Annotated in this window: 13 protein-coding genes and 1 tRNA gene; 9 read left to right on the top strand and 5 right to left on the bottom strand. The window is 74.0% G+C overall.

All coding sequences use genetic code 11. The features are described 5' to 3' along the window. Positions 1-4 precede the first annotated feature (4 nt). Complete coding sequence (locus tag ACZ7JA_RS26640) at positions 5-1,135, top strand: CapA family protein (RefSeq protein WP_351671161.1); 1,131 nt, start codon at positions 5-7, stop codon at positions 1,133-1,135. A 58-nt stretch (positions 1,136-1,193) separates the two neighbouring features. On the opposite strand, the gene ACZ7JA_RS26635 is transcribed toward ACZ7JA_RS26640, so the two are convergent. Further along, a tRNA-Leu gene (locus tag ACZ7JA_RS26635) sits at positions 1,194-1,281 on the bottom strand. Positions 1,282-1,480: 199 nt separating this feature from the next. Here ACZ7JA_RS26635 and ACZ7JA_RS26630 point away from each other — a divergent pair. From ACZ7JA_RS26630 to ACZ7JA_RS26620, 3 genes are all read left to right on the top strand, one after another. After that, entirely contained in the window at positions 1,481-2,806 is a 1,326-nt protein-coding gene (locus ACZ7JA_RS26630; RefSeq protein WP_351671164.1) for a M20/M25/M40 family metallo-hydrolase, read from the top strand. Positions 2,807-2,954: 148 nt separating this feature from the next. Next, positions 2,955-3,188 carry a chaplin ChpH gene (chpH, locus tag ACZ7JA_RS26625; RefSeq protein ID WP_351671168.1) on the top strand — a complete coding sequence of 78 codons (234 nt, stop codon included), beginning with the start codon at positions 2,955-2,957 and terminating at the stop codon, positions 3,186-3,188. Between the two features lie 141 nt (positions 3,189-3,329). Beyond that, positions 3,330-4,115, top strand: a complete 786-nt coding sequence (locus ACZ7JA_RS26620; RefSeq protein WP_470810774.1) for a chaplin — start codon at positions 3,330-3,332, stop codon at positions 4,113-4,115. A 104-nt stretch (positions 4,116-4,219) separates the two neighbouring features. On the opposite strand, the gene ACZ7JA_RS26615 is transcribed toward ACZ7JA_RS26620, so the two are convergent. After that, positions 4,220-4,408 (bottom strand): DUF5703 family protein, encoded by a 189-nt coding sequence (locus ACZ7JA_RS26615; protein ID WP_351664159.1) that lies wholly within the window; start codon positions 4,406-4,408, stop codon positions 4,220-4,222. Between the two features lie 47 nt (positions 4,409-4,455). On the opposite strand from ACZ7JA_RS26615, the gene ACZ7JA_RS26610 reads away from it, so the two are divergent. Next, the gene (locus ACZ7JA_RS26610; protein WP_470810772.1) at positions 4,456-5,193 is read left to right on the top strand and encodes a hypothetical protein; all 738 of its coding nucleotides are present in this window, start codon (positions 4,456-4,458) and stop codon (positions 5,191-5,193) included. A gap of 63 nt (positions 5,194-5,256) precedes the next feature. Here the strand turns inward: ACZ7JA_RS26610 and ACZ7JA_RS26605 are convergent, their stop codons facing one another. Both ACZ7JA_RS26605 and ACZ7JA_RS26600 read right to left on the bottom strand, forming a co-directional pair. After that, a complete protein-coding gene (locus tag ACZ7JA_RS26605) occupies positions 5,257-7,431 on the bottom strand; it encodes a helix-hairpin-helix domain-containing protein (protein WP_470810770.1) in 2,175 nt (724 codons plus the stop codon). Further along, complete coding sequence (locus ACZ7JA_RS26600; protein WP_351664153.1) at positions 7,428-8,408, bottom strand: aldo/keto reductase; 981 nt, start codon at positions 8,406-8,408, stop codon at positions 7,428-7,430. Before ACZ7JA_RS26600 ends, ACZ7JA_RS26605 begins: the two co-directional genes overlap by 4 nt. 198 nt (positions 8,409-8,606) lie before the next feature. On the opposite strand from ACZ7JA_RS26600, the gene ACZ7JA_RS26595 reads away from it, so the two are divergent. Then, complete coding sequence (locus ACZ7JA_RS26595; RefSeq protein ID WP_351664151.1) at positions 8,607-9,662, top strand: LLM class F420-dependent oxidoreductase; 1,056 nt, start codon at positions 8,607-8,609, stop codon at positions 9,660-9,662. Between the two features lie 168 nt (positions 9,663-9,830). On the opposite strand, the gene corA is transcribed toward ACZ7JA_RS26595, so the two are convergent. Then, positions 9,831-10,835, bottom strand: coding sequence for a magnesium/cobalt transporter CorA (corA, locus tag ACZ7JA_RS26590; RefSeq protein WP_389304671.1), 1,005 nt, complete (start codon positions 10,833-10,835; stop codon positions 9,831-9,833). Positions 10,836-10,896: 61 nt separating this feature from the next. Here corA and ACZ7JA_RS26585 point away from each other — a divergent pair, with 61 nt between their 5' ends. The 3 genes from ACZ7JA_RS26585 to ACZ7JA_RS26575 all read left to right on the top strand — a co-directional run bounded on the left by ACZ7JA_RS26585 (position 10,897) and on the right by ACZ7JA_RS26575 (position 13,062). Further along, a complete protein-coding gene (locus tag ACZ7JA_RS26585) occupies positions 10,897-11,583 on the top strand; it encodes a histidine phosphatase family protein (RefSeq protein ID WP_351664148.1) in 687 nt (228 codons plus the stop codon). A gap of 91 nt (positions 11,584-11,674) precedes the next feature. Beyond that, positions 11,675-12,265 (top strand): DUF3090 domain-containing protein, encoded by a 591-nt coding sequence (locus ACZ7JA_RS26580; RefSeq protein WP_199209942.1) that lies wholly within the window; start codon positions 11,675-11,677, stop codon positions 12,263-12,265. Continuing rightward, complete coding sequence (locus ACZ7JA_RS26575; RefSeq protein WP_470810765.1) at positions 12,229-13,062, top strand: SCO1664 family protein; 834 nt, start codon at positions 12,229-12,231, stop codon at positions 13,060-13,062. The genes ACZ7JA_RS26580 and ACZ7JA_RS26575 overlap by 37 nt, the downstream gene beginning before the upstream one ends. Positions 13,063-13,134 lie beyond the last annotated feature (72 nt).

Genomic DNA, 13,134 nt, shown 5'->3' with positions numbered 1-13,134 from the left:
GGCCATGCGCGAGGGCGCCGTCACCCTCTTCCTCGCCGGTGACGTCATGCTCGGCCGGGGCGTCGACCAGATCCTTCCGCACCCCGGCGACCCCGCCCTGCGGGAGGACTACGTCCGCGACGCCCGGGACTACGTCGCCCTCGCCGAGGCCGCGAACGGCCCGATACCCCGCCCGGTGGCCCCGGCCTGGCCGTGGGGCGAGGCACTGCCCTGCCTGGACCGGGCCGCGCCCGACGTACGCGTGATCAACCTGGAGACCGCCGTCACCCAGGACGGCGACTTCGCGCCCGGCAAGGCCGTCCACTACCGGATGAACCCCGCCAACCTGTCCTGCCTCGCCGCGGCCCGCCCCGACGTCTGCGCCCTGGCCAACAACCACGTGCTCGACTTCGGGCCCCCCGGTCTGGCGGAGACCCTCGACAGCCTGGCCGGGGCCGGCCTGCGCACGGCCGGAGCGGGCCTCGACGCGGTCGCGGCCTGGCGGCCCGCCGCCGTGCCCCTGAGGTCGGGCGGACGCGTCCTCGTCTTCTCCTTCGGGATGCCCTCCAGCGGTATCCCGCACGGCTGGGCCGCCACCGCGGACGGCCCCGGAGTGGCGCTGATCCCGGCACCGACCCCGGCCGGCGCGGCCGCCTTCGCCGACTGCCTGGGCCGGCTCCGGCGGCCCGGCGACCTCGTCGTCGCCTCGATCCACTGGGGCCCCAACTGGGGATACGGGATCCCCCGCGGCGAGATCCGCTTCGCCCATGACCTGGTCGACGCCGGAGTGGACGTCGTCCACGGCCACTCGTCCCACCACCCGCGGGTACCCGAGGTGTACCGGGGCCGGCTCGTCCTGTACGGCTGCGGCGACCTCGTCGACGACTACGAGGGCATCAGCGGCTACGAGCGCTACCGGGACGACCTGCGCCTGCTGTACCTGGTGACCGTCGAGGAGGGCACCGGCCGGCTGACCCGCCTGCGCATGGTGCCCCTGCGGGCCCGCCGGATGCGCCTGGAACACGCCTCCGCCGAGGACACCGCCTGGCTGCGCACCGTGCTCGACCGGTGCGGCCGCGACCTCGGCACCCGCGTCGAGCAGCGGGACGACGGCACCCTCACCGCACGGCCCCTGCACGCCACCGCGCCCCGCTGACGAGCAGCCGGGCCGCTTCCAGGGCATGCGAAAGGCCCCCGCGGAGCGAGGGCCTCACTGGTGTCCGAGGGGGGACTTGAACCCCCACGCCCGATAAAGGGCACTAGCACCTCAAGCTAGCGCGTCTGCCATTCCGCCACCCGGACAAGGTGTCTGTCGTGCGGGGTTTCCCCCGCGGCGACGAAGGAAACACTACCAGGCTTTCGGGGGTGGCCGATCACACCCCGTCCCCGCGGCCCGCCCGGCGCGAACGGCGTGTGACGGATCGGGCCCGCTCTTGGGCGCGGGGCGGGGCCGGGGGGAGGATGGACGGGACCACCAGCAGTGACAGTGGGAGGAATCAGCGTGAGCGAGACGGACACGGCCAGGGGCGTCACCGGCGAGGACGAGGTCGTGGACCTCTGCCGCGAGCTGATCCGGTTCGACACCAGCAACTACGGCGACCACTCGGGGCCCGGCGAACGGGCCGCGGCCGAGTACGTCGCCGAGAAGCTCGCCGAGGTCGGGCTGGAGCCGGAGATCTTCGAGTCGCACCCCGGCCGCGCCTCCACCGTGGCCCGCATCGCGGGGGAGGACCCGTCCCGGCCCGCGCTGCTGATCCACGGCCACCTGGACGTCGTGCCGGCCAACGCCGCCGACTGGACCCACGACCCGTTCTCCGGCGAGATCGCCGACGGGTGCGTGTGGGGGCGCGGGGCCGTCGACATGAAGGACATGGACGCCATGACCCTCGCGGTCGTGCGCGACCGGCTCAGGAGCGGACGCCGGCCCCCGCGTGACATCGTGGTGGCCTTCCTCGCCGACGAGGAGGCGGGCGGCACGTACGGCGCGCGGCACCTGGTGGACAACCACCCCGGCCTGTTCGAGGGCGTCACCGAGGCGATCAGCGAGGTGGGCGGTTTCTCGTTCACGGTGAACGAGCAGCGGCGGCTCTACCTGATCCAGACGGCCGAGAAGGGCATGCACTGGATGAAGCTGACCGTGGCCGGCACCGCCGGTCACGGGTCGATGATCCACCGCGACAACGCCATCACCGAGCTGTCCGAGGCCGTCGCCCGGGTCGGCCGGCACAAGTTCCCGGTCCGGGTCACCAAGACCACCCGGGCCTTCCTGGACGAGCTCGGCGACGCCCTCGGCACCGAGCTGGACCCGGAGAACATGGAGGCCACCCTCGCCAAGCTCGGCGGCATCGCCAAGCTGATCGGCGCGACCCTCTCCAACACCGCCAACCCCACCCAGCTCGACGCCGGCTACAAGGTCAACGTCATCCCCGGCGAGGCCACCGCGCACATCGACGGCCGGTTCCTGCCGGGGCACGAGGAGGAGTTCCTCGGCGACCTCGACCGGCTCCTCGGGCCGAACGTCCGCCGCGAGGACGTGCACGCCGACAAGGCGGTCGAGACCACCTTCGACGGCGCGCTGGTCGAGGCGATGCAGTCCGCGCTGCTCGCCGAGGACCCGACCGCCAAGGCGATCCCCTACATGCTCTCCGGCGGCACCGACGCCAAGTCCTTCGACGACCTCGGCATCCGCGGCTTCGGTTTCGCGCCGCTGAAGCTGCCGCCGGAGCTGGACTTCGCCGGCATGTTCCACGGCGTGGACGAGCGGGTGCCGGTGGACGGGCTGAAATTCGGCGTCCGGGTGCTCGACCGGTTCATCGACGCGTCGTGACGTCCTGGGCCGAGGTAATCGGGCGGCTGTGCGAGATCGACTGAGAAGAGTGAATGCGACGATAAGCTCGTAGCCCCATTAACCCCTCCTCGTTACAGGTGATGTGATCCCCGCACCTTGGGATCGCATTGTCAACTAGGAGGAATAAATGATCAAGAAGGTCGTCGCTGCCGCGGCCGCCACCGGTGGTCTGGTTCTCGCGGGGGCGGGCCTGGCCGTCGCCGACTCGGGTGCCCAGGGTGCCGCCACGCACTCGCCGGGCGTCGTCTCCGGCAACGTCGTCCAGGTGCCCGTCCACGTTCCGGTGAACGTCTGCGGCAACACGGTCGACGTGATCGGGCTCCTGAACCCCGCCTTCGGCAACGCCTGCGTCAACGACTGACGCCGACTCCCCGAGGGGCGTCCTTTACGAGCCGTCGGCCCCGGAGCGCGAGCCATGCGCTCCGGGGCCGACCGGCCTTTCTCCGCGAATTCCCTTTCGCGGAGGGTGCAGAGATCTTCGAAGGCAGGGGGGAATTCCGTTATGCGACAGAGCACCCGCAAGGGTCTTATGACCATGGCCGCCGCCACCGGCGTGATCGCCGCCGCGAGCGGCTACGCACACGCCGACGCCGGCGCGGCCGGCTCCGCCACCGGTTCGCCCGGCGTGCTGTCCGGCAACACCGTGCAGGCGCCGGTGCACGTACCGGTGAACGTCTGCGGCAACACCGTGAACGTGATCGGGCTCCTCAACCCGGCCGCGGGCAACGCGTGCGCCAACCACGGCGGCAGCGGCTCGGGCGGTCACGGCGGCTCCCACGCGAGCGGCCGCAGCGACCACTCGCCCGGCGTCGGCTCCGGCAACACCGTCCAGGTGCCGGTCGACGTCCCGGTGAACGTGTGCGGCAACAGCGTCAACGTCGTGGGCGTCGGCAACGCCGCCAAGGGCAACGACTGCGCCAACGGCGGCGGCCACCACAACCCGCCCGGCAACCCGGGGCAACCGGGCAACCCCGGTACTCCGGGTCACCCGGGCCACCCCGGTCACCCGGGCCACCCCGGCCACCCGAGCCACCCCGGCCACCCGGGCAACCCCCATACGCCTGGCACCCCCGGCCACCCGGGCACGCCGGCCACTCCGCCCACCGACACCGGCCGGACCCCGCACGGTTCGTCCCAGGTCAGCGCCCAGGGCGGCTCGCAGCAGTCCGTGGGCGGCGGTCAACTCGCCCACACCGGAAGCGAGGTGCCGCTCGGGCTCGCGCTGCCGGCCGGCGCGGGCGCGCTGCTCGCGGGCGCGGTCCTGTACCGCAAGGCCCGGGCCGCCTAGCCGGAACGCCGGGACCGGTACACCGTGGCCGAGAGGCCGTGGAAACCGGAGCGGGCCCCGCCGTCCCGGCGGGGCCCGCTCCGTTGTTCATGCGTCGTCCTGCCTCACCACGTGGCCCGCGCCTGGCGGATGATCCGCCGGCGCAACCGCACCTTGCGGCTGCCGTCGCGCAGCAGGCTCAGTCGGTCCAACTCCCAGTGTCCGTACTCTGCATGGTCCGTCAGCAGACGCGTGGCGTCCTTGCGGGACACCCCGCGAGGCACGTACACGTCGACAAATTCGTATTCCGGCATCGCATCTATTGTGCGGGCTGGTGCCCGGTACGGATAGCGTCTGCACTATGTCTGATGCTGCGCAGCCCACCGCTGCCGAGGTACGCGCCGCCGTCGAGGTGGTCAAGACCGCGCTCGACCGTCACCTGGCCGCGGTCGAACGCAGGACGGGGGAGGACGACCAGGCCGTCTACGAGGCCTTCAACGAGCTGGCCTCGGCCGCCGAGACGTACGACGAGCTGCTCTACGACCGCTACGACGAGGTCACGCCGTTCGAGATCCCCGGTGCGGAGGAGTCGCTGCCCCCGTACGCGGGCCCCGGGGAGCCGAACGCCGTCAGCGTGCTGATCCGCCGCGACTACTCCGTGGCCGAGCCCCAGCGGCTGCTGGCGCAGGCCCAGCGGGTCGAGGCGGCGGATTACGACGACGCCGAGGCCGCGAACGAAGAGGCCGCCGCCACCGTCCCCGGGGCGCTCGGGGTCCTCTTCGGCGAGTTCGAACCGGACGAGATCGCCTCCCGGCACAAGGAGTTCGGCCTGGAGGAGGGCGACTCCACGCTGTGGGTCACCGCCGCGGACGAGCCGGCCGAACCCGGTGAGTGGCTGGAGGCCCCGTTCGACGAGGTCGACCCGGAGCGGGTGCTGTGCCGGTTCGACGTCAGCGCGGTGTTCGACGAGGACCACGAGGACGACGACGAGGACCACGAGGACGACGGGATCGAAGACGAGGGCCTCGACGAGCTGGACGCCGACGACGAACTGGACGGCGACGACGACGATCTGGAGCCGCTGGACGCCGAACGGTGACCCGGCCCGGCGGCGCCGCCCGGACCGCCCGCCCGTATGGCACCGCCGGGGGCGGCGGGCCGGTCAGCCCGCCGCGGGGACCTGGGCGCGCAGCAGCGTCTGCAGGCGGGTCGTCCGGGGCTTGGCATGGCCCTCCGCCACGGCCCTCGGCAGCGCCTGCTCCACACCGTGCACCACCGACAGATGCCGCTCGGCCCGGCCGAAGGCCGTGTACACCCAGGATCTGCTGAGGGTCTGCGCGGCGTCCCCGGGCAGGACCACCACCGCGGCCGGCCAGCGGCCGCCCACCGTCTGGTGCGCGGTCAGCGCCCAGCCGTGCCGCACCGACTGCTCCACCCGCTCCCGGGGTACGACGACGGGCTCGCCCGCGCACTCCAGACGCAGCCCCTCGGCGTCGGCGTCCACCACGCGGCCCGGCACCGTGCGGCCCGGTGCGGGGGAGTAGGCGATCCGGTCGCCGGGGTCGAAACCGCCGAAGCGGCCGGGCCCCGGGTTGAGGCGTTCCTTCAGTGCGGTGTTCAGGGCCCGGGTGCCGGCGGCGCCGCCGTGTCCCGGGGTGATCACCACCGTCTGCTCGGGCGGCACCCCGATCGCCCGCGGCACCGAGTCCGCGACCAGCTGCACCGTCCGGTGCACCGCCTCGCCCGCGTCCCGCACCGGAACGATGACGATCTCCTTGCCGGGCGCCTCCACCTGGTTCAGCTCGCCCGCCCCGATGCCGGAGACCAACTCGCCCAGCGGGCCGGGGTCCGGGGTCCGGGAGGCGAGCACCGGGCAGGCGCGGGCGGCCAGCAGATCGGCGAAGACCCGGCCCGGCCCGGCCGACCACAGCACCGACGGGTCGCCGCTGAGCACCAGCCGGGCCCCGTCGGGCAGCGACTCCACCAGCATCGCGCCGCTCTCCACGTCGAGCTGGGGCGCGTCCAGCACGATCAGCAGATCCAGGTCCAGCGCGCCCTCCGCGTCCCGGCCGGGCCCCTCGGCCCCGGAGAGGACACCGGCGACCGTGCCGGCAGCCGGGGCGTCCTCCGCGTCGCCGAGCAGACCGGCGAGACGGCGACGCCCCTCCGGGGTGTGGCAGACGGCGAAGGCACGCAGCCCGGCGGCCCGGGCCGCGCCGAGCAGCGCGGCCGGTTCGGCGCGAGCCGCCTCGCCGCCGGTGTGCAGCACCAGGGCGTGCCCGGCGACCGCGCGGGCCAGTTCGGCCGCCGAGCCGGACGCTCCGGCGGCGACCGCCTCCCAGGGCCCGGCGGCCTCCTTGGGCAGCGAGTTCACCAGCCGGGCCAGCCCGTCCGCGAGGCTCTCCTCGGCGAGCGCGTACCGCTCGAGACCGGCGAGGACCCGGACCGGGCGCTCCTCCTCCTCGCCGTCCTCCTCCCGGGGGGCCGGGGCGCCCGGCTCCTCCAGGGCGTCCTGGAAGAGCAGCGCCTCCGCCTCGGCGATCGTGCCCTGCACCGCCGCGTCCGGGTCCGGCACGCCGCGCTGCGCCAGGGCCGTGGTGAGCGCCGTCAGCTCCAGCGCGGTGTGCCCGGCCAGCGCCGCCTGCTCCAGCAGCCAGACGGTCACCGCGCGGCCCCGCCGCTCGTCGTCCGGGCCGCACTCCGGGCCGAGCAGCGCCCGCGCGAACCCGTCGGCCTGCTCCGGCCGCACCCCGCCGATCCGCAGCAGCTGCCAGGGGTCCTCGCGCAGCGCGGCTCCGGCGCCCTCGCCGAGTGCCGCCGCCACCTGCGCGGCCAGGGCCTCGGGCGCCCCGCCCTCGGCGAGCACCCGCCGCACTTCCTCCACGGCCTCGGGTGCGGGCCCGGCCGCGGCGGGCGCCGGGACCGGGACGGGCTGCGGCCGCCGGACCGGCTCGGGCGCCGGGCGGCGGGGGGCCGGCGCGGGCTCGGCGAACGCCGCCGCGGCCGGCCGCTCGCCGCTCTCCACCGCCCGGACCGCGGCGAGCAGGTCCGCCGCCTTCCCGCTGAGCGCGGTGCCGCTCGCGATGGGCGCCGTCCGCTCGGCCTTGCGCCGCTCGATCCGCTCCCGCTCCAACCGCTGCGCGGCCAGCTCCGCCTCCGCCTCGGACAGTTTCGCGTCGCCCGCCTCGCCCGCCTCGCCCGCGGGCTCCGCGCCCGTGCCCCCGGGGTCGTCGCCGGCCGCCGCGCCCTGCTCGGGGGTCCGCTCCGTGTCCGGGCTCTCCGGGGCGTCCGGGCCCTCGGGCCCGGTGTCCTCCGTGGTCTCCGGCTCCGTGCTCACAGCGTGCTCCAGTCGTGATCGGGATAGCGGTGCACGGGCGCCGACACATCGTCCAGCGCCCGGCAGATCTCGTCAGGAAGACTAAGCGCCTCCACTGACAGAGCGGCCGTGAGCTGCTGCGCGTTGCGCGCGCCGACGACCGGGGCGGCCACCCCGGGCCGGTCCCTGACCCAGGCGAGAGCCACCTGCAGCGGGGTGACCGCGAGCCCGTCCGCGGCCGTCGCGACGGCGTCCACGATGTGGGAGGCGGTGTCGTCGAGGTACGGCTCGACGAACGGCGCGAGGTGTTCGGAGGCGCCGCGCGAGTCCGCCGGAGTGGTGTGCCGGTACTTGCCGGTGAGCACACCTCGGCCCAGCGGGGAGGACGGCAGCAGACCGACGCCCAGGTCGAGCGCGGCGGGCAGCACCTCCCGCTCGGCGCCGCGCTGGAGCAGCGAGTACTCGAGCTGCGTGCCGGCCAGCCGGGTGCGGCCCGGCGCGGCGAGCTGCCAGGTGGCCGCCTTGGCGAGCTGCCAGCCGCAGAAGTCGGCGACGCCCACGTACCGGGCCCGGCCGCTGCTCACCGCCAGGTCGAGGGCCTGCAGGGTCTCCTCCAGCGGGGTGCCGGGATCGAAGGCGTGGATCTGCCACAGGTCGACGTGGTCGGTGCCGAGGCGCGCGAGGGAGGCGTCGAGAGCGGCGAGCAGATGGCCGCGGGAGCCGTCGACGCGGCGGTCCGGGTCCGCGACGCTGCCCGCCTTGGTGGAGATCACCAGGTCCCGGCGGGGCACCAGGCCGTCCATGAGCCGCCCGAGCAGGTACTCCGCCTCGCCGTCCGCGTACACGTCCGCGGTGTCCACGAGGGTGCCGCCGGCCTCCCAGAAGGTCTTCAGCATGTCCGCGGCGTCGTGCTCGTCGGTGTCCCGGCCCCAGGTGAGGGTGCCGAGTCCGATCCGGGACACGCGCAGGCCGGTCCGGCCGAGATGCCTCTGCTCCATGTGCGCGAGATTACTGGCCGGAACTGGTGCCGTGGGTTGCCTGTGGACAACCCGGTCCGGCCCGGTCGGCGCCCGGATTCCCGGGCCGCGCCGGCGCCGGCGCGGCGGGCGGCGGCGGGCGGGGGGCTGTGCGGGGACGCCCCCGGCTCGCTAAGGTCGCAGCCAACGGACGTTACTCATGGGTAAGGGGATTCGGCCATGCAGCTCGGGATCAACCTCGGCTACTGGGGTGCCGGGATGGACGCGGACAATCTGGCCGTCGCGCAGGAGGCCGAGCGGCTGGGCTACGCCGTGTGCTGGGCCGCCGAGGCGTACGGCTCGGACGCGGCCACCGTGCTCAGCTGGGTCGCCGCCCAGACCGAGCGCATCGACGTCGGCTCGGCCATCTTCCAGATCCCGGCCCGGCAGCCGGCCATGACCGCGATGACCGCGGCGACCCTGGACTCGCTGTCCCAGGGCCGCTTCCGGCTCGGTCTCGGCGTCTCCGGCCCGCAGGTCTCCGAGGGCTGGTACGGCGTCAGGTTCGACAAGCCGCTCGCCCGCACCCGCGAGTACGTCGAGATCGTGCGCAGGGCGATGACCCGCGAGCGGCTGTCGTTCGAGGGCGAGCACTGGACGCTGCCGCTGCCCGGCGGCCCGGGCAAGCCGATCAAGCTGACCGTGCACCCGCAGCGCGAGCACATCCCGCTGTACATCGCCGCCATCGGCCCGAAGAACCTGGAGCAGACCGGCGAGATCGCCGACGGCGCCCTGCTGATCTTCCCGTCCGCCGAGCACCTCGAGGACACCACGATCACGCACCTGCGCGCCGGGCGGGAGAAGGCCGGCCTGACCCTCGACGGGTTCGACATCTGCCCGACCCTGCCGCTGGCCGTCGGCGACGACAAGGACGTGGCCCGGCTCGCGGACACCTTCCGCCCCTACACCGCGCTGTACGTCGGCGGCATGGGCAGCGCCAAGCAGAACTTCTACAACCGGCTCGCCCAACGCATGGGGTACGAGAAGGAGGCCGCCGAGATCCAGGAGAAGTACCTGTCCGGCGACAAGCAGGGCGCCGCGGCCGCGGTCCCGCAGGACCTCATCGACAAGACGACGCTGCTGGGCTCCGTGGACCGCATCGCCGACCGGATGAAGGCCTACGCCGCCGCCGGCGTCACCACCCTGTCCCTGGCCCCCGCGGGCTTCACGCTCGACGAGCGGATCGCCTCGCTGCGCGCCGGCAGCGAGGCCCTGGAGCGCGCCGGTCTCGGATAGGGACCGCGCGCCGAGTTCCGCGGCCGTGGTGGGGGCTCGGGGGTCTTCCCCGCCACGGCCGTCACGCAGAACAACGCACCGGAGGCCGGGTGGTTACGACCCCCGGCGCTCCTTCTCGCGGACGGCCCGCACCGACACCCGGAAGTCCACTCCCGGACCCCGCCCCGCTCACATCCAGCCGCGCCGCTTGAACTGCCGGTACAGCAGCACCTCCAGCACGGCCATCACCACGATCACCACCGGGTACGACCACAGCCAGTGCAGCTCGGGCATGTGGTCGAAGTTCATGCCGTACACGCCCGCGATCATCGTCGGCACCGCGGCCATGGCCGCCCAGGCGGAGATCTTCCGCATGTCGTCGTTCTGCCGCACGCTGGTCTGCGCCAGGTGCGCCGACAGGATGTCCGACACCAGCCGGTCCAGGCTCTCCACGGACTCGTTCACGCGCGTGAGGTGGTCGCTCACGTCCCGGAAGAACGGCCGCGCCTTGTCGTCCACGAACCGCACCCCGCCGCCGCCACCGCCGAGCGGTCCGGTGCCGGCCAGCCGGCTCAGCGGCACCGCGAGCGGCCCGGTCGCCCGGCGGAACTCCAGGACCTGCCGCTTGAACGCGTAGATCCGCGACGCGGTGTGCCGCGAACCGCCGCTCACCGGCTCGAACACCTCCGCCTCCAGCTCCTCCAGGTCCGTCTGCAGCTCCGTCGCCACCTCCAGGTAGTGGTCCACGACGGCGTCGGAGATCGCGTACAGCACGGAGGTGGGGCCCTTGCCGAGCATCTCCGGGTCCTCCTCCAGACGGCGCCGTACGGCCGCCAGCGGCGCCCCCGCGCCGTGCCGGACCGTCACCACGAAGCCGTCGCCGACGAAGACCATGACCTCCCCGGCCGAGACGGTGTCGCTCTCCGGCTCGTACACCACCGGCTTGAGCACCGTGAAGAGCGAGTCGTCGTACACCTCCAGCTTGGGCCGCTGATGGGCCTTGAGGGCGTCCTCGACCGCCAGCGGGTGCAGTCCGAACTCCCGGGTCACCAGGTCGAACTCCCGCTCCGACGGCTCGTGCAGCCCGATCCACACGAAACCGCCCGCCGCCCGCGCCTCGTCCAGCGCGTCGGACAGGTCCTCGGGGCCCTCGGTACGGTGCCCGTGCCGGTACACGGCGCAGTCCACGATCACGGAGCGCATTCTCCCTTCGCCGGTCACCAGTGCGTGCACTGATGCGCTTACCCTGGGCCGCATGCCCACGCTGATCCTCGTCAGGCACGGACGGTCGACCGCCAACACCTCGGGGGTGCTCGCCGGCTGGACGCCGGGAGTCGCCCTCGACGAGCGCGGCGCCGCCCAGGCCGCCGCGCTCCCCGGACGGCTCGCGGGGCTGCCCCTCGCGGAGGTCGTCGCGAGCCCCCTGCAGCGCTGCCAGGAGACCGTACAGCCACTGCTCGACGCCCGGCCCGGGCTGCGCGCCCACACCGACGAACGCATCGGCGAGTGCCACTACGGCGACTGGTCCGGACGCAAACTCGCCGAACTCAAGGACGAGCCCCTGATGGAGGTCGTCCAGGCCCACCCGACGGCCGCCGCCTTCCCGGGCGGCGAGTCCATGCGGGCCATGCAGACCCGCGCCGCGGAGGCCGTGCGCGAGTGGAACGCGCGCGTGGAGCGCGACCACGGCGCCGACGCCGTCTACCTCATGTGCTCGCACGGCGACATCATCAAGTCGCTCGTCGCCGACGCCCTCGGACTCCATCTCGACCTCTTCCAGCGGATCTCCGTGGAACCGTGTTCCGTCACCGCGATCCGTTACACCCGCCTCAGGCCGTTCCTCGTCCGCCTCGGCGACACCGGCGACTTCGCCTCGCTCGCCCCGCGCGAGGAGTCCGGCGAGGGCGACGCACCGGTCGGTGGCGGTGCGGGCGCACCGTGATCGTCGCCCGCAGTAGGGTGAAGCGATCCACCCCGTCGCTCCCGCCCCAGCCCGCCCCGCAGCAATCCCCGATTCCAAATGGAGACAGGACGTGTCCCGTCAGGTGTTCCTCTTCGACCCGCCGGACCGTTTCGTGGCGGGCACGGTCGGGCTGCCCGGACGCCGTACGTTCTTCCTCCAGGCCGTCGCAGGCTCCCGGGTGACCAGCGTCGCCCTGGAGAAGACCCAGGTCGCCGCGCTCGCCGAGCGCATGGACGAACTGCTGGACGAGGTCGTCCGGCGCAGCGGCGGCAGCGCCGCCGTCCCCGCCGTGGCGCCCACGGAGGTCGCCGACACCGGCCCGCTGGACACCCCCGTCGAGGAGGAGTTCCGCGTCGGCACCATGGCCCTGGCCTGGGACGGCGAGGAGCAGCGCATGATCGTGGAGGCGCAGGCTCTGGTCGAGCTGGACGCCGACACCGAGGAGGACCTCGCCGAGGCCGAGGAGCGGCTGCTCCAGGACGAGGAGAACGGGCCCCCGATGCTGCGGGTCCGGCTGACCGGCGCGCAGGCCAGGGCCTTCGCCAAGCGCGCCCTGGACGTCGTCAACGCCGGGCGGCCGCCGTGCCCGCTGTGCAGCCTCCCGCTCGACCCGGAAGGACACGTATGTCCGCGCCAGAACGGATACCGCCGCGGAGCGTGACCGCCGCGGACGACGGCGCCGCCGAGCTGCTCGCGCGCGGTGAGCTGTCCGTGCGCGGACGCATCCGCGAGGCGTCCAACGCGGCGCTGTTCTGCACGGTCGCCCTCGACGGCCGGGAAGCCTCCTGCGTGTACAAGCCGGTGGCCGGCGAGCGCCCGCTGTGGGACTTCCCCGACGGCACCCTGGCCGGCCGCGAGGTGGCCGCCTACGAGGTCTCCGAGGCCACCGGCTGGGGCCTGGTCCCGCCCACCGTGCTGCGCGACGGCCCGTACGGCGAGGGCATGTGCCAGCTGTGGATCGACGTCGTCGCCGAGGCGGAGCTGCTCGCCCTCGTGGACGCCGAGGAGCCGGAACCCGGCTGGAAGGCCATCGGGCTCGCCGACGTCGGCGAGGGCCGCACCGCGCTGCTCGTCCACGCCGACGACAAGCGGCTGCGCCGCCTGGCCGTCCTCGACGCCGTGATCAACAACGCCGACCGCAAGGGCGGCCACCTGCTGCCCACCGCGGACGGCCGGCTCTACGGCATCGACCACGGGGTCGCCTTCAACACCGAGGACAAGCTGCGCACCCTGCTGTGGGGCTGGGCCGGCGAACCGCTCACGGCCGAGGCCAAGCAGGTGCTCGGGGCGCTGCGCGGCGCCCTCGCCGAGGACGGTGCCCTCGCCGGGCGGCTGGCCCCGCTGATCACCCAGGCCGAGATCGACGCCACACGCGCGCGTGTCGACGCGCTGCTCGCGACCGGACTCCACCCGGAGCCCGGCGGGGAGTGGCCCGCGATCCCCTGGCCGCCGGTGTGAGCACACCACGGCGCGAACCGCAAGAACGCACAACCGGCCATCCGGGCCGATCCCGTTCGTATCCGCAGCTCG

The sequence above is a fragment of the Streptomyces sp. NPDC038135 genome, assembly GCF_055601245.1.
Note: the sequence above shows the minus strand (reverse complement) of the source record. Positions and strands in the feature narration are given on the sequence as shown.